A 21,764-nucleotide genomic window follows, 5' to 3' on the forward strand; every position below is an offset into this window, starting at 1 on the left:
AACCACGTACTATAGGCCTAGAAGGTGATAAGGAAATTTGAAAGGTTTTCTGAACTGTCAATTTCCAGTTTTTTCCGTAGACGATACCGATGTATCTCCACTCCCCTAACTGAAATGGCCATGAGCGGTGCAATTTCTTTGGTGGATAGGTTCATTTTTAGATAAGCGCAAAGTTTAAGGTCCTTGGGGGTCAATGAAGGATAAGCCTTCAATAGTCGTTCGAAGAAATCCTCATGGAGTTCCTTGAAGTTGACCTCAAACCGTTTCCAATCTTCCGTATCTTCAATGGAGCTGTCCAACTTCTTGATAAACGAACGGTAACGTTGCGAATTGGGAAACTTTTCCTTGTTCACCAAGAGCATGTTCTTGATTTCCAACATCATTTCGTTCTTCTTGGCAATGTTCAGGGTAGTACTCGCAAGTTCATTTTGCTTCAGGCGGATTTCCTTGGCCAGTTCTTCTTTTTCAAACTGGGCCAATCGCTCCTGTTGTTCCTTCTCCATTTGCTGTTCCAGTTCCCGCTGTTTACGCCCCAGTTTCCTTCTATTGTACCTGCGCACCAAGATTATCGCCAAAATGGCCAGAAAACCATACAGGACCAGACTTAAAGTAGAAAGGTACCAAGGGGGCAAAATGGTGAACGTCAAGGTGCTTGGTTCTGAAAGTTGGTTGTCCATACCTGCGGTGTGGACCTTGAAGGTATATTCCCCATAGGGCAGGTTCTGGAAATTGATGAAACCGTTTTCCACGTGTTCCGAGTATTCCTTGGGGCCTTTCAACTCAAAATGGTAGTGGGGAGAAATGTACTTCGGGGATGCCACCTCTATGGTGATGGCCTGCGAATACCTATAGGACAGTTCCATTTGTTCCTGGCCGATAGGGTGTGTACCCTTTTGATCACGCAATACAACGATCTTGGGCACCGGTAGCATCAACTGCTGTGATTGGCCCTTCAACATGGACTGGTTGACCCGTGCAAAACCATCACTGAGCGTAATATACGAGAGGCTATCGTTTACCTTGACCACCTTTTGGGAGTCCGGGGCCAATCGTTCCCGCAATGGAAGGTCGGTGATCATTAGGCTATCCTGCTTCAGATTGGTGAATATGATCGCTTTTTTGTCCTCCCCATCCACAAACCAATAGTGGTCCTCATCAAAGAAAAGAAGTTCCTTATCCTTATAATCCTTGAACTCTTCAAAAGTGACTATTTGGTCCCCAATGGGGTTGTACCAATACCATTTCCCCTCACTGTTCAGCACAATATGGTTCTTGATGTTGTAGATCTTCACATTGTAGGCACTTGGTCCATCTTCATCCCCGAACTGGTGTACACGTGCCACCTTTTCATAGTCGGTTCCTTCAAAATAGATCCTGTAAAATCCTTTATAGGGATGGGCGGCCCATAGCGTTGTGGGTGTTTCGAAACAGAGGTGCTTCACAGGATAATCGAAACCTTCTATCTTGGTTATCTCCCATTCGCCATCATCCTTTTTCACGAATCGTGAAAGGCCATTATAGGTGCCCTGCACATAGGTGGCATTTTGACCGGGAACCTTTATGGTCTGATAACCTCCCGTAATGGAGCCCAAAGGGATGAAGCCATCTTCCTCTACTTTGTAGGTGCCCGTATTGTGTCCACAGAGCAGGTCGCCTTCCAGTTCCACCAAATCCCATACGTGGCCCTGGGAACCGTTCACGAATTTGAGTTCGTTCCCTTCAAAATAAAAAACACCGGTATTGCTGCCCAAGTAGAGCTTGCCCTTATAAGCTGCAATATCATATACCATTCCCAGAGCCCCTGTATAATCGGTATAGTAGGAAATGGGATTGTTGAGCTTTACACGGGCAATACCGTTGTCCAATCCCAACCAGAGCTGGTCATTGTACAGTAATATGGAAAGGACCGTGTTGTTCTGCAGTCCCGATTCCCTGTTCAATATTTGATAGCTTCCTGTGAATGAGTCATAGAGGTACATCCCATTTTTGATGGTACCAAAACCTATCCGGTCCCTGCCAAGCAAGGACATCTTGTTCAATTGGTGCTGTTTGAGCTCTTCATTGATCTTTGCCGACCATGGGCGGAGCTTCTTTCCATCAAAAAGGTAACAACCGCTGAGCTTGGTGCCCACTAGCAAACTCCCCTTGAAGACCATCATGTCTGTTATGGTTTTTCCCAAGAGCAGGTCTTGGTCGGACAAGGGCACCAATTCTCCCTCTTTCAGTTCAAAAAGACCGAGAGGACCGGAAGCAACAATGAGCTTATCACCGAATTCGATAAAATCGGACACAAAATTGGGAGGATCCACCACATCTATGGCATTCCCATCATAACTGTAAATGGCCGAAAAGGAGCGAAATAGCACTTTGTTGTCCTGTGTTGGAAAAATTTCCCAAAACTCCTCACTGGTGAAGGTATGGTCCTTGATCAACTGGGTGAGGGAGGTATAGGCCAATTGGCCGACATCATTTTTCACCCAATAGCCAAACTCTTCATACGACCCCGTGTACACACGGTCCCCTATGGATTCTACCGATCGGATGATGGTATTGTTGGGCAGTTTATTGAGGGTCCATTGTTCTCCATTAAAATAGAGCAGACCCTTGTTATTGGCCACAAAAAGCTCTCCATCATCGTTCACTGCAACATCCCAGTTCTTGCTTGCCCCTTTATACTCCAACAAACGGTAGTTGTAAATGGGCGGGAGCATGTTCTGTCCACATAGCCATAGTGGAAAAAAGAGGATACAAGTCCTTATGAACCTATAAAACATATTATTCGAGTTAACCAGTCTTCAAAGGTCTTTCCTTTCACTTAATATACAAAACTATGGGCATAGGAATGCCATTCTTTTCCACAACGCCCCCTTATCGTGTTTCAAACATCAAAAAACACTCATAAACGACTGTTTTTGAATGATTTCGTTAAACGTATTTATCTCATTGACAGTTCAATTTAACATTTGACAACCTGTTTTAATCTTTTACTAACCTTTTTTCCTTTTCCATAACCTTTATTGTTTTCTTCTTAATCCGCAGCGACATTCCGTAGTTCTATTTTAGCGCCTCAGCAAACCAAGTCGTTCGAACGGGCTTCTTGAAACCATTTCCAACCAAATTTATAGTATGATCCAAGTAAAATATACTTGCTCCAAGAACCCCTTTTTGAAGGGAAAAGTATTCAAATGGGTTCCTTTATTGTTTTTCACCTGTATGGGGCTTTCGCTACGGGCACAGACACCCAACGATGCCTTGATGATGCGCTCCAAAAACATCTGTGTCCTTCTTTCTTATGATATGGGGACTTTTGACCGATATTGGGAAGGGTCTTTACTGAGGTCCAACGAGACCATTGCCACAGTGGACCAGAACACTATTCTGCCCATGGCGGCCATAGGTTTTCTCGATGACCTTAATTTCTATATCAGCCTGCCCTACATCAAAACAGATTCCTCCGAACCCAATGGAGGAAGGTTTGCAGGGGCCAGGGGCTTTCAGGATATTGGTTTTGCCCTAAAGTACCGGGCCATACACCAAGACCTGGGCAGCGGAAAGCTCACTGCTCTTGCCACAGCAGGTTTTTCCACCCCTTTCACCAACTATCTGTCAGATTACAGACCGTATAGTATTGGGGCCGGGGCACCTGAATTTTCCTTGCGAGGTATCGTCCAATACCAATGGAACAACGGTTTTTATGCCCGCGCCTCCCTCGCCCATCTGTGGCGTGGATATACCGAAGCGGAGCGGGACTATTATTACAACGATGGCAGCTACTACACCGCTTGGATGGATGTGCCCAATGCATGGACCTACGAGGGGGTCCTAGGAAAATGGCTGCTCGATAGATCCTTGAAACTTGAGTTGAGCTACTTCAGCCTTACCTCTACCAGTGGGGATGATATCCGGGCATACAACGCAGCGCAGCCCACCAACAAAGTGGAATCCGATCGTGTTGGGTTTTCAGCACAATATTTCTTCAAATCATTGAAAGGATTTGGGGTGGTGGCCTATCACAACCGGGTGGTGGATGGAAGGAACGTGCCCAAACTGAGCAATACAGGCTTTGGTATCACCTACCAATTCAATGTCATTAAAAAACAAACTGAAGCTACCGATGAACAATAAGATATACAACCTGCTATTGGCCTTGGGGCTTATTTTCCTAGCCTCCTGTGAGAAAGATACCCCAAGATACCTTCCGTATGAAGGATACGCCTTTACCGATACCGATGAAAATGGGGGTGATTGGGTTCCCATACTCCAAGAATCCGGAGCAGCCATTACCATAGCAGCTCCAGAGTCCACGGATTCATCATCCTATCTTGCCGAACTGGAAGAAATGAAACAGGCCATGTCCGGCATGACCTCCGAACAGAAAAAGGCGGTAAAATACTGGACCAACAACCCGACCATACGCTGGAACGAGATAGCCTTGGAACTGATTGCCAAATACAATCTCATCCCCGGACCCAATCCTGATGGCACCTATACCCTGCCCAACCCTTCCAACCCAGAAGGACCGCCGGCATTTCCCTTTGCCCACCCACCCTATGCGTGCAGGGCACTGGCCTATATGTCCGTAGCACAGTTTGACGGACTCATCAGTGCATGGCACCACAAATACACATACAACAGGGCCGCCCCTTATCAACTGGATGAAAGCATTGTCTATGCCTATGAGGACAACGATATTCCTTCCTACCCTTCGGATGGTGCAGTCATTGCCCGGGCATCAAGGAACATCCTCACGGCCATGTTTCCCTTGGAGGCCGAATATTTGCAAGAACTTGAGGAAGAACATTTGGAAAGCCTGATGCTTTCTGGGGGCAATGTGATGAGCGATATCGATGCCGGCGTGGAAATCGGCGATGCGGTATCTTCCACCGCCCTGGCGCGTGCTGCCAATGACGGTATGAAGAATGCACAGACCCCAAAAGCCGTATCGGACTCCATCAAGCAGGCCGCTCTGGACAGGTTTGGCTGGGCCTGGGACAATCTAGAAATCCCTGTGCGCCCCGTGGGTCTTACCCCTCTATTTGGAAAAGTGACCATGTGGAGCATTGACGATGTGGAAAGCGTTCGTCCCATCGCCCCACCGCAATTGGATTCACAGGAATTCTTGGACGACGTGAAACTCTTGAAGGACTACGCCAAAAACATGACCGATGAACACCGTAGGATTGCCAATTTCTGGCAGGATGGCCTCGGCACCTATACGCCCCCAGGACACTGGAACCGTATTGCCAACGAACTTATCGTGGAATATCGATTGAATCCCTTGCAGACCACACGGACCTTGGCCTATATGAACATGGCCATCATGGATTCGGGTATAAGCTGCTGGGATGCCAAATACTACTACCATTACCCTAGGCCCATACAGATGATCGAAGGGTTCAAGACCATTGCAGGCACGCCGAACTTTCCCAGCTATACTTCCGGACACAGTGTGTTCTCGGCGGCAGCATCGGAAGTTTTGGCCTATGTTTTCCCGGATGAAGCATCACAGATGCGGGCTTGGGCTGAAGAAGCGGCCATTTCGAGGGTGTATGGCGGTATCCACTGGAGCTTTGATGCCACGGTGGGCACGGAACAAGGACGAAATGTAGCCCAATATACCATTGACAGGGCCAGGGTCGACGGTGCCGACCAATAATATATGCTAAACACTGACTATTGTTCTAAAAGTAAGGTTGATTCTTGGCGTCTTCACCAACTTTTTTGGTGGCAAACGGTGCAACCAATGACTCTGGGTTGCTCCCTTCATGACCAAGAGGCTACCGTGGTCGAGGATCAGCCCTACTTTTTCCTTGGTCTCCTTATGTTTGAACGCAAACTTCCGTTCGGCCCCAAAACTTAGGGAAGCTATGGCCCCGTTCCGCTTCAGGTCTTTCTCCGCATCACTGTGCCAAGCCATGCCCTCTTCCCCGGAATGGTATAGGTTGAGCAAACAGGAATTGTAGGTCTCCCCGGTTCGTTTTTCAGCCAATGCCTTCAATTCCAAGAGTGTTGCTGTCCACGGCAGTGCTTTTTTGGTATGGTTGGAATAGGTATATTCAAAGGGTTGGTCGCCATACCAGGCCACCTTACGTTTGGTCTCTATGCGCTTACCATAGATGATGGCCACATCGTTGGTCCAGGCAATGTCCGCTAAAAGCTCTTGATAATAGGCATCCGCAACATTTCGGGCCATAACAGGTCCATAATAATTCACGATACCATCCTTGGGCAACCAATTTTGGACCGGGTCTATTTCAGAGGTGAACAAATCCATTTTTCCATTGTTTATAGGCTTCCTTCATGCAGTGTCCGCAGGGTCGGAACCCCATTTTCCGTGCCTCGTCATCCGATTTGAAAAAAACTCTGTTTTCCCGCTTCATACGTTTGCCCGAAGTACACCCCAAGGTACCATATATTTTCAACCTTTTGTTCCCGCCCAGCGCAATCTCCCCTTTTAGGATCATGCTCAGGATTTCCTTTTTATCAATGTCGGAATGGAATACCATTTCTCAACTGATGGCATCATGAAAAATAATGCCCATCGTATATCTTTCACCATGGTGCAGCTCGCTCACCCCATGCTTCATATTCACCCGATAATATCCTTTTGTGCCCTTCACTGGTCTAAAATTCGTGGTAAAGAGCACCATATCCCCTTTTCGGGGCCTGAGCACAATGGCTTTGGATTGGGCCCTAGGTGTCTGCTGGGTCATCACAAATTCACCTCCTTGGTAATCCGTATCGGGGTCGCTCAAAAAAAGGACGGCCTGGAGGGGAAAATAGACTTCTCCATACAGATCTTGGTGCAATGTGTTGAATCCGCCTTTCCCATATTTTAAAATAAGTGGGGTCGGTTTTAATTGATTCTGCTCCTTACAATGATCTATCAATTCCTGATGCGTTTGCGGAAAAACCCTTTTTATGTTCAATGCTTTCATCCAGAGATTGGCAACGGGAACCAAATGGGGGTACAAGCCTTTCCTGAGTTCTTGGATGGGTTCGGGCAATGGATAATCAAAATATTTGTATTCCCCCAACCCAAAGCGATAGCGTTCCATGACCACCGTTTTTCTATATCCTTCCTTCTGATCGTATAGTACCTTCAGGGTATCGCACATAGCTGGTTCCAAATAATCAGAAACCAAGGCATATCCCCTGTTATGCAGACTTTCTTCCACTTGGTCCCATTTGACCTTGGAACTTTGGCGCATTATCGTATTCATGTTGACTGTTCATTTTTTGATTGATTTGATTGTTCATTTTTTGATTGATGTGCTTTTACTCGGCGGGGGCCATTTGCGCAGCTTCCCATCCTATAATGGCACTCTTTCGGGTACTGCCCCACATATAATCTCCTATTTTTCCCGTCGATTGGATGACCCTGTGACATGGGATCAAAAAGGCTACGGGATTTTTCCCGATGGCCGTGCCCACTGCCCGTGAGGCTTTGGGTCGTTCGATTGTATGCGCAATAGAGCCATATACCGTCAAACTGCCGGTGGGGATCTTGAGCAGTGTTTCCCATACCTTCAACTGGAACGGCGTGCCGTTCAAGTGCAGTTTGATCTGGTCCTGCTTGCTCCAATCATCCCTGAAAATGGCCAGTCCATCCTGTTGGTTCTTGTCCAACAACTGTCGATAGGTGGCATTCGGAAAACGGGACTTTAAATCCTCGAACCCCTCTTTTCCATCATCCACAAAGGACATATGGCAAATGCCCTTGGGTGTGGAGGCAACAATCAGTTTTCCAAAAGGGCTTTCCGCAAAACTATAGTTGATTTCCAAGTTTTCCCCTCCGTTCTTGTATTCCCCAGGGGTCATCCCTTCAATGTTGACAAAGAGGTCGTGCAATCTTCCCGTGCCAGAAAAACCTGTCTCCATGGCTGCTTCGGACAAGGTGACCTGCGTTTCCTTCAACATTTTTTTGGCATGTTCAATGCTTATGTATTGTATGAACTTCTTGGGGCTTACCCCAGCCCACTCCGTGAACAGTCTTTGAAAATGGTAAGGACTTAAATGAACGGATTCCGCAATCTCGTTCAGGGAAGGCTGCTCCTTAAAATTGCTTCGGATAAAGGTGATGGCCTTTGCCACCCTATCGTAATTGAATTCTGCCTGTGTGTCCATAGTTGTAATATTTGAACCAAAAGTACATGGTTCAACAAGGCAATAAAACCCGAATCTTGCTGACTATTGATAGGGAACAGTTTACCCCGCCAACATCTCTTGGCTTTTCTTGAGGATGTCGGCCACCCTCTTTTTCAACGCATCGGGCTCCACGATCGTGGCATAATCCCCGAACATGAGGTACCATCTGGCAAAGCCGTTCTCCATATCTGTGGTCATGAAGGTCATCTCCAACTGTTCGCCCACTTTTTTCTCCGAAACAAAGCCATAATACTTTCTGCCGCTGCGGATGTATTTGGCCACGGATTTTTCCACCAAGATCCTCACTTTGGTCTTTTCCACTTCTTCCCTTTTCTCGCGGTGTTCGTCCATGGTCCCGTGCTCCAATATAAAATCCATGGAGGTCCTGGTGATATGTTGGATCCTATCCGTTCGGAAATGTCTGTAGTCCATCCGCAGATGGCAATAGCCCAAAATATACCAAAACCCGTTTTCATTGAAAAGGCCTACAGGCTCTATTCTGCGTTCCGATGGATTTTCTTCCCGAAGTGATTCGTACTTTAAAAATACCTGTTTCCGCTCGGCAATGCTCTCGAACAGGATTTCAAGGGCATTGGGCACCTCTTCGTTGAACAGCAATTGGCCCGGCACGATGGACACCTGCGATTCCAAGGCTTCCACCCAATCCTTTTCCTTGCCCCGAAGCACGGATTTCAATTTGTACATGGCGGATTCGTAGTAGGCTCCAAGGGATTTGTCGGTGAACTTTTGCATGAGTTTTTCCGCGGCCACAAAACTTCCGGCCTCTTCCCGGGTAAACATGACCGGTGGCAGGCGGTAACCTTCCATAATGGAGTAGCCCACACCCGCTTCGCTGACGATGGGAACGCCGGACGCCTCCAGGGTCCTGATGTCCCTGTACACGGTGCGCAAGCTCACATCAAAGCGGTCTGCCAGTTCCTGTGCCTTCACAATCCGTTTGGACTGCAGCTGTATCAAAATGGCGACAATCCTATCAAAACGTTTGGCGGTGTCCATTCCCATAATTGCGTGAGCTATCTCCCAAAGATAGGATTTCAATCCAAGGACCTGCGTTCTTTTCTTTCCCATCTTGATTCATTTTATAACATCTTGTTCGCAGCAAAGCTATGTCCGTGAGGTGACAACAGCTTGTCAAGAACTTTTTTTTGGTCCATTTTTTTTCTACTGACAAAGGGCTGTCATACCCCCCTTCTAATTTTGGTTTCAGAAATCATAAACCTTTAAATACAAATATCATGGAAAACACCGTAAAAAATCAAACTGAAGCACAAGTCATCTCCCCTGCCCAACTTTTGGAGCATTACCAAGGTCACCGCGGGCTTACCCGAAGGGTGATTGAAGCGTTCCCTGAAAAGGAGTTCTTCAACTACAGTATTGGGGGCATGCGCACCTTTGCCGAAATGACCATGGAACTTTTGGGGATTGCGGTCCCTGGACTGAAGGAAATGGTGACCCGGGAAACCTCGGAACTTCAAGAACATTTTGAACATGGCAACCAAAAGGCCAAGATCCTCGAAAGATGGGACCAGGACACGGAAGAGATCGACAAGCTCTGGGGGCAAATCGATTTGGAGCGCTACCAAGAGCATGTAAAACTCTTCGGCCAGTATGAAGGCACCGTGCAATCCTCCATCTTCTATTTTATGGACAATGAGATCCATCACCGTGGACAAGGCTATGTCTATCTGAGATCCTTGGGCATTGAACCCCCGTTTTTCTACGAGCGCTAAAAACGAATGTAATGAAGACCGTTTTGGTATTTAGGACTTCGGTATTGGGCAAGGGTCATATCAGGACGCTTAGGCCCTTATTGAACCAACTGATCGACAGGAACGGGTATTGGAATTTTGACCTGGAGGATTGCGATAACATTCTCCGGGTCGAAACCCAAAACGTACAGGCACACACTATTTCAACTTTATTGGAAAAAAATGGATTTTGTTGTGAAGAGCTCCATTGAAACTGTTTCCCAAAACACACCCGATGATACACCAATCGGGGTTGACCCCCGATCAAGGGATGTTGACCGAGTGTTCCGGTTTTGGACCATTCGCCCTAAACAGCATAAGCCGGCATCCTGATCTTTTAGATCAGATGCCCGCTTTTTGTTTCAACTGGTTGAACTGGGACAGAAGTTCTGCATAGCGCGCTTTTTCTTCCTCCCCGGGCTTTTTGTCACTCCCGCCCAAGATGCTGTTCAAATAGGATATCTGGGCCACCATCATTTGCTGGGGATAGGCACCTTCCTCGTTTTTCAGTTGTTGCAATAATTTTTTCAGCTCCTCCAATTGGCCTTCGTCGGTCTTTTCCTTTTCCAGTTTTTTGATCTTGGTTTCCACATCGTCCTGCAATTTCCGTACATCTGACAATAGATCCATCGCTTTTTGCTGTAGTTCCAATTGCTCCTTCATATCGGATAGGGAAATCCCCTCTTCCTCCAACTTGGGATCGATAAGTACCTCAAATGATTTCTCATACGTCTGCCCATCTACCGTAAGCTTGGCCGTGTAGGTGCCGGGAAGTACCATGGGTCCATTCTTGTAGCGTCTTTCCTTGCGCTTGTCCCAAGGCCCTTTTTGACGAAGGTCCCATTGGAATCGGTTGATGCCTTTTTTGGTTTCCAGCTTACTATCCAAATAGACAAAGGTCATGCTCAGGGCCATGTCCTCCACTTTTTCTTCCGTGGACTCCAGTTGGGTAGAATCGCTCACAATGGTGGCCACTTCTTTGCCCTGTGCATCCAAAATCTGGAGACTTACCCCTTCTTTTACTTCTTTGGGCAAATAATAATCAATGATAACACTGGTGGAGGGATAATTTGGAAAATCCCCTCCTCCCCATGGCGTTCTGTACCGAATGGTGTTGTCCGGCTTGAACAAGACGGGGTCATCCTTCAATCGGTCCATATTTTTGTCCTGAAGGGCCGTAACCTTGTCCAAGATCCAAAATCCGCGCCCCATGGTGCTCAGGATCAAATCGCCCCGAAAAAGAATGATGTCCGTAATGGGCGTCGCGGGAAGGTTCTGTTGGAATTTCTTCCAGGTTTTTCCATCATCAAAGGAAATGAACATCCCAAATTCCGTTCCTGCATACAACAATCCTTCACGAACGGGATCTTCCCGTAGCACACGGGCCGTGTAATCCGAAGGTATGCCATTGGAATCGGTGCTGATGAGTTCCCAACTTTCGCCATAATTCTCCGTTTTGTAGAAGTAAGGCTTGGGGTCTCCCAACAAATGGCGGTCTACCGCCACATAGGCCTTTGCCGGATGGAACTGGGAAGGCTCCACAGATTCCACCCTTGCTCCTTTGGGCATTTTCTTAGGGGTTACATTCTTCCATGTTTTGCCACCGTCCTTCGTCACGGAAATGACCCCATCGTTGGAACCGGTCCAGATGACACCTTGGCTGATCTTGGATTCCCTAATGGAGTATAATGTACTGTAGTATTCCTCTCCTGTAATGTCCCTTGTAATGGGATTTCCTGATATGACTTGTTTGTCCGGCTCGTTTGCTGTCAGGTCTGGGGAAATGGTTTCCCATTGCTGTCCGCCATTGCTCGTTCTATGAAGATACTGTGACCCCATGTACACCACTTCGGGATTGAAGGGAGAAACATGGATAGGGGCCACCCGTTGGAACCGATATTTCAAATCTTTTGGATTGTGTCCATAGATATTGGATGCCCCAATGGAATACTCCCTGTCCATTCCCGTTTTCTTGCTGTACACACTGAAACGGCCCTTACAGTTATTGTAAACGATATAATGGTTTCCGGGCATGGGAATAACGGGTCCTGTTTCGCAGCCGCCCACATCCATCATGATCTGGGTTCCTTGTACACCCGTGGCATTCGGAGCCCTGCTCGGAATGGCCAAAGTGGTATTGTCCTGCTGCGCTCCATAGACCCAATAGGGATATTGGTCATCCACAGCAACTTGATAGATTTCGGCCGTTGGCTGGTTGAATTGGGTAGACCATGTCTTGCCGCCATTGTGGGACACGTTGGCACCGCCATCATTACATTGGATCAGCAGATCTGGGTTGTTGGGATTGAGCCAAATGTCGTGGTTGTCCCCGTGTGGTACGCTCATCCGTTTCCAGGTCTTTCCACCGTCCGTTGATTTCACCAAGGGATTGGCATTGGAATAGATAATATCCGGATTGGTGGGATCCAATTCGATGTTGGTATAGTAAAACGGTCTGTTCACCAAATCCTCATTGTCCGAAACATGGGTGAACGATTTGCCTTGATCCACGGATTTATAGAGTCCCCTATCTTCTCCCGGGGCTTCAATAACGGCATACAATATGCGTGAATCGACTGGTGAGACCGCTAGATCGATTTTGCCGATGAGTCCTTTGGGGAGTCCTTTTTCCAGTTTTGCCCAATCTTTTCCACCATTGATAGACTTGTAGATGCCCCCTTCGCTGTTCTCTCCTCCTGAATCGATGGTCCATGGAGTGCGGCGAGCCTTCCATGCAGCTGCATAGACCACGTTGGGGTTCCCGGGAAGCAGTTCCAGGTCGGCAAAACCCACCTCATCGGACACGAAGAGTACTTTTTCCCAGTGTTGGCCGCCATCGGTGGTCTTGAAGATTCCTCGCTCGCTGTTGGGTTTGAACGCATTTCCTATGGCCGCAACCCATACCGTATTATGATTGGTAGGATCTATTTCGACGGCACCGATCTGTCCCGCATTTTCCAGTCCGATATGCTCCCAGGTTTTTCCTGCATCGATGGACCTATACATTCCTTTCCCTTCAATGATGTTACTGCGAATACCGTCCGACCCTGTGCCCACATACACGATATTGGGGTCCTTGACGGCCACTTCGATGGCCCCTATGGACGGGGTCTTGAAATAGCCATCGGAAACATTGTTCCATGTGTTGCCATAATCGTCCGTTTTCCAAACGCCCCCACCCGAAGCTCCCAAATAGAATGTTCCGGGCAACATAGGTGTTCCGGTAACCGTGGTCACCCGTCCTCCACGAGATGGTCCAATGGTACGGTATTTCAATGCTTTGAAGTCTTGCGCCATCAATGCGCAGTTAACAAAAAACAGTAGTGAAAAGTAAAAAGAGCGTAGTTGAATTCCCATGAGTCAGTTTAAGTTGTTCGTTTCCCTTCAAATCTAATAAATACAGCCCAATATAGTGCTTAAGAGTAGGAAATTACTGGCTTTTCAATTTTGGCCAAAATCGGCTTTTTCATCAATAAACCACCGAACATCGATGTATTTTGCAGGACATCCCCAAATATTGGGGAAAAGTCGGGGTTTGGCTTTCTTTAGTTTTATTATATCTGAGGATATATAAACAAGTATGATGCTGCCTTCCCAAAGGGCTGTATCTACAAAAAACCTACTTTATGCGCTTTTTGACCTCTATACTATCTATGATAGTTGGTATGCTTATGTGTGCCACAATCTACATGATTCCCTTTGTTGGCAATGCCCAATCCCATAAAAAAGATAATGTATCGGGGACCATTTCACTCCGTTCCCAGGCATCCATTCTTTTAACTGGCAACAAAAACCTCACATTTGATGATATAAGAAGTTCGAACCTGTCCTTTGTCCCTCTTTCCAGTGTAAAGGAAAACATGGGGTTTTCAAATGAAAGTTATTGGATCAAATTCTCTTTGGAAAATCCAGAAATGACAACTTCCGAATATTATCTGGAGACTGCAAGGCCAATTACAGACATTGTAGATCTTTATTTGGTGGACGAAGTTGGCAAAGTTCAACGACAGCATAGTGGAGATAAAATTCCGTTTTCAAAAAAGACCGTGGCCCACCGAAAGTCCATTTTTGATATCAGCTTAAAACCACATCAAAAAATGGAGGCCTATATCCACTTGAAAAGTGATGGTGAAGTCGTGATGACCCCGCTGCAATTGTATCGAAAAAATACGTTTTTTGAGCTGACCTATCAGGAACAGGTTTTTTACGGTTTCTTTTATGGGATATTGATACTGGCCTGTATCATCTATCTTTTTTTCTTTTTTGCACTGAAGGACAACGCGTTTATATACTATGGGCTCTATGTGCTATTCATCGCCCTGATGCAGTTTTCGCTCGATGGTTTTTTCCACCAATACTTTACCCCGCAAGGTGGCTGGCTTTCCGATAGGTCCGTGTTGCTCACCGCCTTTATTTCTCTTTTCTTTTTTGGAAAATATGGGGATACCTTTTTGAACCTGAAGAAACAGAACCGCCTATTGCACCAATTGGGCAAAGCTTTGGGCATTGGCACCCTTATGGGAATAGTCATCCTCTGTGCAGCTCCTGCCCTGCCCCCATTCTGCTATCCTTTGGCCAATGGCGTTGGCATATTGGTATTGGTCCATATGATTACCTCGTTAGTGGTTGTCAAAGCGAAAAAAGTGAAAGTAGACCCCTATTTTGTGATAGGCATCTCTTGTTTGGTGCTTGGTTTTGTCATTTTCATCCTGAATAACTTCAATACCATAGAAAACTCTTTCTTCACCAACAATGGAGCAAAGTTTGGCATTGGTCTGGAAATCGTTTTCCTTTCCATTTCCATGAGCAACAGGATTCGTGAACTTCGCATGGAAAATGAAAAAAACCAGTTATTGGCCCTACAACGTGCGGAGGACATGAACGACATCAAGTCCTCTTTTCTTTCAAACATCAGCCACGAACTCAGAACACCCTTGAACCTTATCATGGGCGTGGCCACCTCACTACAGCAAAACAAGGAAGAGGCCGATCTGGAAGAAAAATGTAAGCTTATCCTGAGCTCGTCCAAGAACCTCTTGGGGTATATAGAGGACATCTTGGACTTTACCGTGATAGAGAAGGGTACCCAAGAGCTAAAGTTGGTCTCTTTTGAGCTTCCGGAAACCTTATCAAAAGTTATGGAGACCTATCAGAAAAAGGCAACGGCAAAGAACTTGGATTTCAGCTTCTCTTTCCAAGGGTCCTTACCGGCACGAATCATTGGGGATAAGGGAAAACTGGTCCAGATCTTGAACCATCTTCTTGAAAATGCCATCAAGTTCACCAATACGGGAGGCATAATCGTAACCTTGAACTGTAAATACAAAGGCAAGAGTGGAGTGGCCCTGGATTTTTCCATTCAAGATACCGGCATTGGAATTTCCAAGGAAAAGATGAGCACTGTGTTTGAATCATTTACCAAAAAATCCTTTATGGACAAAAGGGAGTTCAGTGGTCTTGGGCTCGGCCTGTTCATCGTTAAAAACTACGTGGACCTGCATGAAGGAACCATCAATATCATAAACAATGTACAGCAGGGCACCACTTGCGAGCTGAGCCTGGGCTATGAAATGGACGATACCGAATTGGTACTGGACCAACAAGATGAGATGGCCGCAACGGATAGTTTGGGCACACGGGACATTCTACTTGTAGAAGACAACAAAATGAACCAAACAGTGGTGAAACTTTTGTTCAAAAAATGGGAAGACACCAACCTCACTATTGCCAATCACGGGAAGGAAGCCCTGGAAATCATGAAGGAGCATACTTTCGACCTTGTGCTGATGGATTTGCAAATGCCCGAAATGGATGGCTTCGAAACAACCTCTGTGATCCGAAGTGGGAAAGCCAGCTGCAATCCCCAAATTCCCATTCTTGTGGTCACAGCGGACAGTACCAGTAAGACCCGAAAGGAGATATTCAGATTGGGGGCCAATGACCTGATCACCAAACCAATAAACGGCGCATTGCTGTTTTCCAAAATGATAAAGAACATTCCCAAAAAACCACATGTAGCCTAAAAGAGCTTTGGCAATCAAAGTTCATATCTTACCTGTCTTCTGGCAGAACGACCCAATCAATGGAATTATTTCCGTGCTTTTGGAAAAAGAAAACTGGAAAAGTACCCCACCAGTACACAGGTACCCAAACCAATGGCACTATACAGAAAAATATGTAGATCGGTCTGTGTAGATACGAAGAACTGGACCACACTGCTCACCAAAAGTCCGATGACAGCGCCTTGGGCATTGGCCTTGGGAAAGCATACCCCCAAAAGAAACAGTCCTCCTAGACCCCCTGTGAACAATCCCAACACCTTGAAAAATTCATCCCAAAGCGATTCAATATCAAAAGAGGCCATCCAAAGTGCGAACAGAACGCCAAGCACCCCGGACAAAAGTGTCGCGTAGCGGGCCACCTTTAGATACCTTTTTTCAGCAACACCTTTGTAAAACCTTTTATAGATATCTATGGTAAAAACCGTGCCTGTGGAATTGATACTGCTGCTCAAACTGGACATGGCCGCAGAAAACAACCCTGCAATCAACAAACCTGAAACGCCAGCTGGCAGTTCGTTGATGATGAACCACGGAAAGATGGCATCATTGTTCTCGGCCACAGGGTCCAAGGCATCCGAAAACTTGGTGTAGTAGAGAAATAGGGCCGTTCCAACGCTGAAAAAGATAAGGGTCGATGGGATGACCAACAAGGCATTGGTCCATGCGGTCTTTTTGGCACCAGATTCATCCTTCGTAGTCAGGTAACGCTGTACCAAAGTCTGGTCACTGCTATAGGTGATTAGGTTGGCAAAGAACCCTCCTATTATGACCACCCATATCGTGGGCTCGTTCCAAGAAAAATCAAAATGGGTCAACGTTAATTTGTTGTTCTCTATAGCCCTACCCAACATCGGTTGAAGGTCATCACCCAAATCAAAAAAGATGACAACAAGGGAGAGAACCGCTCCTCCCATAAGCACGATGACCTGCACCACGTCCGTCCAGATGACGGCCTCTATACCACCAATGAGGGTGTAGGCAATGCTGAAGGCTCCGACCACCACAATGCATAGCGAAATGTCTATTCCTGTTACCAAGGATAGTGCTATGGCCGGCAAATAGAGTACAATGGCTATACGGCCAATCTGGAAAAGCATAAAGGAAATACTCCCGAACATCCGCACGGTAAGATTAAAACGTTGTTCCAAATACTCGTAGGCCGTGGTGAGCTGCAGCTTTCGGTATATGGGGATGAACAACCCTACCACCACCGCGGTGGACAGCAAAACACTCAGATTGTAAAAGAAATAGGACCAGTCCGTTGCATAGGTTTTTGCGGGTATGGCCATAAAGGTGATGGCACTCAATGCCGTGCCAAAAACGCTGAGACCTGCGGCCCACCATGGCACACGTCCCCCACCTTTGAAATAATCGTCCGTTGTCTTTTGTTTGGATGAAAAATAGATTCCTATTCCCAAAAGAACAAGGAAATAAAGGCCCAGCACCATGTAGTTCAGATATCCAAACGTTCCTTTGGAATGCTCCACCGTAGCTTGCAAAATTCCAGTTGACCGAACACCTGGACTAATTTCCCCCATAGGTAGGATTACCTTTTCATCCCAAAAAAAAGCGTTGGTCGTGACCGGTGGAAAATTGGGCAGCTTGCCCGCCTTCTGGAAGGTGTTGGTAATGGTATTGAACGACCAGACCTGATTGGAAAAGCCGGTATGGTTCTTCAGCTTGTCCTTCAGCACGGATTGCAAGGAATCTTTACCCTCATCATCTTCCATAGCTTGTATCTGCCTGGACAGGGCATCCCTTTCCAACAATCTGTCCCCTCCATCCCCACTAAAGATGAGAATATTGGACACTCCATAGGACAATGCTGGTGCAGCCATGACCGGAGGCACATTGATGATACGATTCCATTGCTTGGTTGAAAAATCAAAACTATATCCGTCATCAAGCAGTTCTATGCCCGCTTCAGTTTCTGACCTTCCGCTAAAGATGTAGAGCGCATCGGACTGTCCATTGCCCTGCAGGGCATAGGCAGGCATTTTTCTTGCCGGACCAGGACACGGCGGCAATTCTTTCCATGAAAGTTTTTGATCGGGGGAACTCCCCAATAGTTCAGAAAGGGATAGTTGGAACAACTTATTTGTCCCATTTTCAATTCCTCCCAAATAAATTTGTTCCTGATATACGGCTCCAAAGGTCGCTTCCAAATTCCCTGGTAGATTGCCCAACTGCCGTTGTGAAATACGTTTATCCACTTGGTCCCATGAAAGCAATATGGTCTTGGTGACAATGCCCTCGGCATTGTTCCCTCCCAAACAAAGTATTCCCTCCTTGGTGGACAAGGAAACACCATAACCTATCGGAACAGGGAGTTGTACCTCTTCTGAACTGTACCAATTATAGGCTGTACCTTGTCTTGTGATGGCAATAATTGTGCTTTCCCACTTTTTTTGCCCCATTTCCCATGGGTATCCGTTGGGAAAATTGGCTCCTCCTGCCAACAAAAGTGCATCATTATGTACCCCTGAAAAACTTCCGGCCAGTCCCTTTTCCGGAAAATACTGACCTTGTGGCATTTGTGTAGCCGTTTGCCAATCGAACCGGACGAACTCTTTTTTTTGTGGTTGGTCTTGTGCTTTGGAGGAGTTCCCCAGTAAAAAAATCAAAATAAAAAATAGAAAATAGCTCTTGCCTTTCTTTCCGATTCCCATCATTCCCATTGGTATTTGGTCCTTCATATCCCTATTCTTCCACTCTGGTGGCATTGTCCCAATCATCTGTCCTAAACGAGGATGCGGGCAATAGGTTCACATCGTACAAGGTCCCAACGATCCAATTACGCCAGGCATATCTAACCGCTACAGGTTTGGGCACATTTGGGCTTGTGACAAAGACTTGTTTATGGTTACCCATTATTTTGGCCTCAGCTGTATAAAACTTCCTGTCCTCCCCGGCAATTTCAAAGCCTTCAAGCTTATCATGGACAAAAAGACCCGTATCCCCAATGTGGTCAAAACTCAATACGATTCCTCCATCCTTTGTGGCCAAGGAACTGTAGGTCGGGCCCAGATAGTCTATGGCCGTTTGTCCGTAGGTTTGGTTAAGGGCCATATAGAGCAACCTATCCGCGACTTCTTTCTTCTTTGGTGGGTGGATGGTATGCGATTCCCCAATATCCATGGTAATGGCCATACCGGCGTTTGGAATATCTGCCAAGCTCTCCAATTGGGCCTCCCGGATAAAAGCTGAATTTTCAACTTCCTGAAAGTAATCGTTCCTCTTATCGTATAGGTATGGAGCAACCTGCACATAATAAAACGGAAAATCCCCTTGACCCCACCTGGCCCTCCAATCCTTTACCATTGCTGGCAAAAGTTGTCGGTAGAGTTGAGGCTCCAAACGGTTGGACTCGCCTTGGTACCACAACATTCCTTTGACAGTATACGGCACCAACGGGTTTACCATGGCATTGAACAATACCGTGGGGATATGTTTGGTATTTTGGGAGAGATCGACATCTTTCAAATCAACGGTTTGATAGTTCTCCAATGCATCCTTGGCCATCCAGGATTGTATTTCCGTTCCTCCCCATGAAGTAAGGATAAGGCCAACAGGGACATCCAATATTTCCTGGAGTTGCTGTCCAAAGAAATAGGCAATCGCACTAAAATCACTAATCGATTCAGGAGATGCCTCTTGCCATGGCCGATATCCGTCCAAATGGTCCAAAGGTGTTTTTGAGCCATGATGATCCACTGAAAAGACCCGAAGGTTTATATTTCTTGCTCCGGAAAGTGCTTCAAGCGCACCATAGGTGGGTTGGCCCGTGTAGCCTTTGAGGGATTGTTCCATGTTCGATTGGCCAGAACAAAGCCATACTTCCCCAAAGAGGACATTCTCCAATATGATACTGGAACCGCTTCCCTTGATTTCCATGGATTGTGGCTCTCTTGCATTGGTGGTGGTCAGCTTTGTATTCCAAGATCCTTTGTTATCCGCCTTTACCTCAATGGGGTTTACCATCCACGATGTATGGATGGTAATATTGGCGTTCGCATCGGCCCAACCCCATATGGCCACTTGGGTATTGCGCTGCAAGACCATGTTCGATGAAAAGAGTTCGGGAAGCTTGATTTGGGCGTTGGCGAATTGGATGGACACCCAAACACATACAGCTGTGTATAAGACTAAACGTAATCTTTTCATTCTATTGATCATTTTTTTTAATAAAGAGGCTGTCCAAAAGATCTTTTGGACAGCCCTCTCTTCTGTTCTATGCTACAGATTATAAAGTTCGGTAATTTCTGCTTCGCTCAATGCTTTATTATAAATGAGCATTCCTTCCAAAGTTCCATTTAGAAAATTTCCAAAAACGCCTGGGTCCATTTCCTGCCCTCCAATTTTGAAATCCTGTTCGTTGGACACATTTCGGATCGGGGTGACATCCATCTGGTGGATCAATGATCCATCCACATAAACATAGTTGGTGTTGCCATCCCTCACAGCGACCACAAAATGCCATAGTCCATCCGAAACGCCATTGGGCAACCTATCTGTACCGATGTTGATAATCGCTCCTCCATTACTGTCCTCAGTATCAAAACGCATCACTCGCGAATCCGTATTATCGCCTATTCTCAACCAGGTCTGGTTGTCGTTTGGTCCGTTGGCCCCACTTTCTTGCCAGACCATCATTCTGGAGGTATCTTCTGTTTTCACCCATACCCCAACAGAAAAGTTGGCAGTGCCAAAATTCAATGCATCATTGTCCGCAACGGAGATCAGACTAGCTCCATCAAAGGTGGCCGTCCCTGTATTTCCAAAGCGATCTTCGCCAGTAAAAAGGACATTCCCCGAAATAGAGGTGGAAAGTTGGTTTGGCCCTGCGTCTGATCCACCATTGCTCAATGGGAAATACGCAGCAAGATCACCTCCTGGAACCACAACCATGTAATCTTCCTGAGTAATGGTGGACTCTCCTCCATTATCATTGGACACCGTTAGCGATACTCTATACCTTCCTGGAGTAGCATAAATGACTGCGGGACTGGTTTGATTTGACGTGGCAGGCGTTCCTCCTTCAAAGGTCCAGCTATAGGTATCCACATTTCCTACGGATAGATCGGTAAACGTCACCTCATTTCCCGTGTAGGTATAAGAGGTCGAAGCTTCAAAATTGGCATCCACCGAGGTCAGGTCCAAAACGGTGAGCACATTGCTCATCACCACCTCATCCGAGTAATCGGCGTTGGCAGCAGTCAATTTAATGGAATAAACACCTGGCTGCTCGAAAACGACAGTCGGATTTTGATCGGTAGAAGTGATACTGTTTCCTGTTTCTGGAATGAACTCCCATTGCCAAGAAGTTGGGTTTCCAGTCGTCCTGTCCATGATCGTAAAGTTGTTGCCCATGATCACCGAATTTGCACTCAACTCAAAATCTGCATTGACTTCTGGGGACTGTACCACGATAAAGCCTTCCTTGGTTAGGGTCTTACTTCCATTTTGGTTGGCCACATTCAAAGTGACACTGTATGTGCCCGGGGTCTCGTAAATCACCTCAGGACTTTGTAAATTTGAAGTTGGTGGCGTTCCCCCTGGAAATGTCCAATTCCATCTGGTCACATCGCCTATGGACAAGTCCGTAAACTGAACTGTGTTCCCTGCTTGCACATTCTGCACTTCCGCAGAAAAATCCGCATCCACTTGTTTCTCCAATGTGCTGGTGTCGTCATCAGTACACGAGAACAGAACGGCCAAGGAACAAAGGGCCATCATTATTTTTATTGTTTTCATATCCATCAATTTAGTTTTTACTGTTAGTTAG

The 21,764-nt window shown here is 46.5% G+C and carries 15 protein-coding genes; 5 read left to right on the forward strand and 10 right to left on the reverse strand.

Annotation, left to right across the window (positions count from 1 at the left end):
* Positions 1-17: 17 nt before the first annotated feature.
* Positions 18-2,711 carry a LuxR C-terminal-related transcriptional regulator gene (locus DB398_RS03930; protein ID WP_234416038.1) on the reverse strand — a complete coding sequence of 898 codons (2,694 nt, stop codon included), beginning with the start codon at positions 2,709-2,711 and terminating at the stop codon, positions 18-20.
* 415 nt (positions 2,712-3,126) lie between these two features.
* Here DB398_RS03930 and DB398_RS03935 point away from each other — a divergent pair, with 415 nt between their 5' ends.
* Positions 3,127-4,125 (forward strand): transporter, encoded by a 999-nt coding sequence (locus tag DB398_RS03935; protein WP_234416040.1) that lies wholly within the window; start codon positions 3,127-3,129, stop codon positions 4,123-4,125.
* A complete protein-coding gene (locus tag DB398_RS03940) occupies positions 4,115-5,656 on the forward strand; it encodes a vanadium-dependent haloperoxidase (protein ID WP_108423095.1) in 1,542 nt (513 codons plus the stop codon). Before DB398_RS03935 ends, DB398_RS03940 begins: the two co-directional genes overlap by 11 nt.
* A gap of 6 nt (positions 5,657-5,662) precedes the next feature.
* On the opposite strand, the gene DB398_RS03945 is transcribed toward DB398_RS03940, so the two are convergent.
* The 5 genes from DB398_RS03945 to DB398_RS03965 all read right to left on the reverse strand — a co-directional run bounded on the left by DB398_RS03945 (position 5,663) and on the right by DB398_RS03965 (position 9,171).
* On the reverse strand, positions 5,663-6,274 hold the full coding sequence (locus DB398_RS03945) for an alpha-ketoglutarate-dependent dioxygenase AlkB family protein (protein WP_108423096.1): 612 nt from the start codon (positions 6,272-6,274) through the stop codon (positions 5,663-5,665).
* The gene (locus DB398_RS03950; RefSeq protein WP_108423097.1) at positions 6,255-6,506 is read right to left on the reverse strand and encodes an Ada metal-binding domain-containing protein; all 252 of its coding nucleotides are present in this window, start codon (positions 6,504-6,506) and stop codon (positions 6,255-6,257) included. Before DB398_RS03950 ends, DB398_RS03945 begins: the two co-directional genes overlap by 20 nt.
* Before the next feature lie 3 nt (positions 6,507-6,509).
* Entirely contained in the window at positions 6,510-7,223 is a 714-nt protein-coding gene (locus tag DB398_RS03955; RefSeq protein ID WP_199913347.1) for a 2OG-Fe(II) oxygenase, read from the reverse strand.
* A gap of 55 nt (positions 7,224-7,278) precedes the next feature.
* Positions 7,279-8,127 (reverse strand): bifunctional helix-turn-helix domain-containing protein/methylated-DNA--[protein]-cysteine S-methyltransferase, encoded by an 849-nt coding sequence (locus DB398_RS03960; RefSeq protein ID WP_108423099.1) that lies wholly within the window; start codon positions 8,125-8,127, stop codon positions 7,279-7,281.
* Between the two features lie 81 nt (positions 8,128-8,208).
* Positions 8,209-9,171: a helix-turn-helix transcriptional regulator gene (locus DB398_RS03965; protein WP_234416057.1), complete on the reverse strand. Its 963-nt coding sequence runs from the start codon at positions 9,169-9,171 to the stop codon at positions 8,209-8,211.
* 233 nt (positions 9,172-9,404) lie between these two features.
* Here DB398_RS03965 and DB398_RS03970 point away from each other — a divergent pair, with 233 nt between their 5' ends.
* Positions 9,405-9,899 carry a DinB family protein gene (locus DB398_RS03970; protein ID WP_108423101.1) on the forward strand — a complete coding sequence of 165 codons (495 nt, stop codon included), beginning with the start codon at positions 9,405-9,407 and terminating at the stop codon, positions 9,897-9,899.
* An 11-nt stretch (positions 9,900-9,910) separates the two neighbouring features.
* Entirely contained in the window at positions 9,911-10,129 is a 219-nt protein-coding gene (locus DB398_RS03975; RefSeq protein WP_108423102.1) for a hypothetical protein, read from the forward strand.
* Positions 10,130-10,259: 130 nt separating this feature from the next.
* On the opposite strand, the gene DB398_RS03980 is transcribed toward DB398_RS03975, so the two are convergent.
* Positions 10,260-13,214, reverse strand: a complete 2,955-nt coding sequence (locus DB398_RS03980) for a hypothetical protein (protein WP_234416042.1) — start codon at positions 13,212-13,214, stop codon at positions 10,260-10,262.
* Between the two features lie 392 nt (positions 13,215-13,606).
* On the opposite strand from DB398_RS03980, the gene DB398_RS03985 reads away from it, so the two are divergent.
* Positions 13,607-15,940 (forward strand): hybrid sensor histidine kinase/response regulator, encoded by a 2,334-nt coding sequence (locus DB398_RS03985; protein ID WP_159076297.1) that lies wholly within the window; start codon positions 13,607-13,609, stop codon positions 15,938-15,940.
* A gap of 65 nt (positions 15,941-16,005) precedes the next feature.
* On the opposite strand, the gene DB398_RS03990 is transcribed toward DB398_RS03985, so the two are convergent.
* The 3 genes from DB398_RS03990 to DB398_RS04000 form a co-directional block, all read right to left on the reverse strand.
* Positions 16,006-18,651, reverse strand: a complete 2,646-nt coding sequence (locus DB398_RS03990) for a sodium:solute symporter family protein (protein WP_159076298.1) — start codon at positions 18,649-18,651, stop codon at positions 16,006-16,008.
* Between the two features lie 28 nt (positions 18,652-18,679).
* Positions 18,680-20,143: a sialate O-acetylesterase gene (locus tag DB398_RS03995; RefSeq protein WP_159076299.1), complete on the reverse strand. Its 1,464-nt coding sequence runs from the start codon at positions 20,141-20,143 to the stop codon at positions 18,680-18,682.
* Between the two features lie 72 nt (positions 20,144-20,215).
* Complete coding sequence (locus DB398_RS04000; protein WP_159076300.1) at positions 20,216-21,733, reverse strand: PKD domain-containing protein; 1,518 nt, start codon at positions 21,731-21,733, stop codon at positions 20,216-20,218.
* Between the last annotated feature and the right edge of the window lie 31 nt (positions 21,734-21,764).

This window comes from Flagellimonas amoyensis (assembly GCF_003058265.1).
Taxonomy (GTDB): domain Bacteria; phylum Bacteroidota; class Bacteroidia; order Flavobacteriales; family Flavobacteriaceae; genus Flagellimonas; species Flagellimonas amoyensis.

Coding starts and splice junctions, on each gene's coding strand:
- DB398_RS03930 (WP_234416038.1), bottom strand. CDS start 2,711: ATGCTCCCGCCCATTTACAACTACCGTTTGTTGGAGTATAAAGGGGCA.
- DB398_RS03935 (WP_234416040.1), top strand. CDS start 3,127: ATGATCCAAGTAAAATATACTTGCTCCAAGAACCCCTTTTTGAAGGGA.
- DB398_RS03940 (WP_108423095.1), top strand. CDS start 4,115: ATGAACAATAAGATATACAACCTGCTATTGGCCTTGGGGCTTATTTTC.
- DB398_RS03945 (WP_108423096.1), bottom strand. CDS start 6,274: ATGGATTTGTTCACCTCTGAAATAGACCCGGTCCAAAATTGGTTGCCC.
- DB398_RS03950 (WP_108423097.1), bottom strand. CDS start 6,506: ATGGTATTCCATTCCGACATTGATAAAAAGGAAATCCTGAGCATGATC.
- DB398_RS03955 (WP_199913347.1), bottom strand. CDS start 7,223: ATGAATACGATAATGCGCCAAAGTTCCAAGGTCAAATGGGACCAAGTG.
- DB398_RS03960 (WP_108423099.1), bottom strand. CDS start 8,127: ATGGACACACAGGCAGAATTCAATTACGATAGGGTGGCAAAGGCCATC.
- DB398_RS03965 (WP_234416057.1), bottom strand. CDS start 9,171: ATGGGAATGGACACCGCCAAACGTTTTGATAGGATTGTCGCCATTTTG.
- DB398_RS03970 (WP_108423101.1), top strand. CDS start 9,405: ATGGAAAACACCGTAAAAAATCAAACTGAAGCACAAGTCATCTCCCCT.
- DB398_RS03975 (WP_108423102.1), top strand. CDS start 9,911: ATGAAGACCGTTTTGGTATTTAGGACTTCGGTATTGGGCAAGGGTCAT.
- DB398_RS03980 (WP_234416042.1), bottom strand. CDS start 13,214: ATGGCGCAAGACTTCAAAGCATTGAAATACCGTACCATTGGACCATCT.
- DB398_RS03985 (WP_159076297.1), top strand. CDS start 13,607: ATGATTCCCTTTGTTGGCAATGCCCAATCCCATAAAAAAGATAATGTA.
- DB398_RS03990 (WP_159076298.1), bottom strand. CDS start 18,651: ATGATGGGAATCGGAAAGAAAGGCAAGAGCTATTTTCTATTTTTTATT.
- DB398_RS03995 (WP_159076299.1), bottom strand. CDS start 20,143: ATGAAAAGATTACGTTTAGTCTTATACACAGCTGTATGTGTTTGGGTG.
- DB398_RS04000 (WP_159076300.1), bottom strand. CDS start 21,733: ATGAAAACAATAAAAATAATGATGGCCCTTTGTTCCTTGGCCGTTCTG.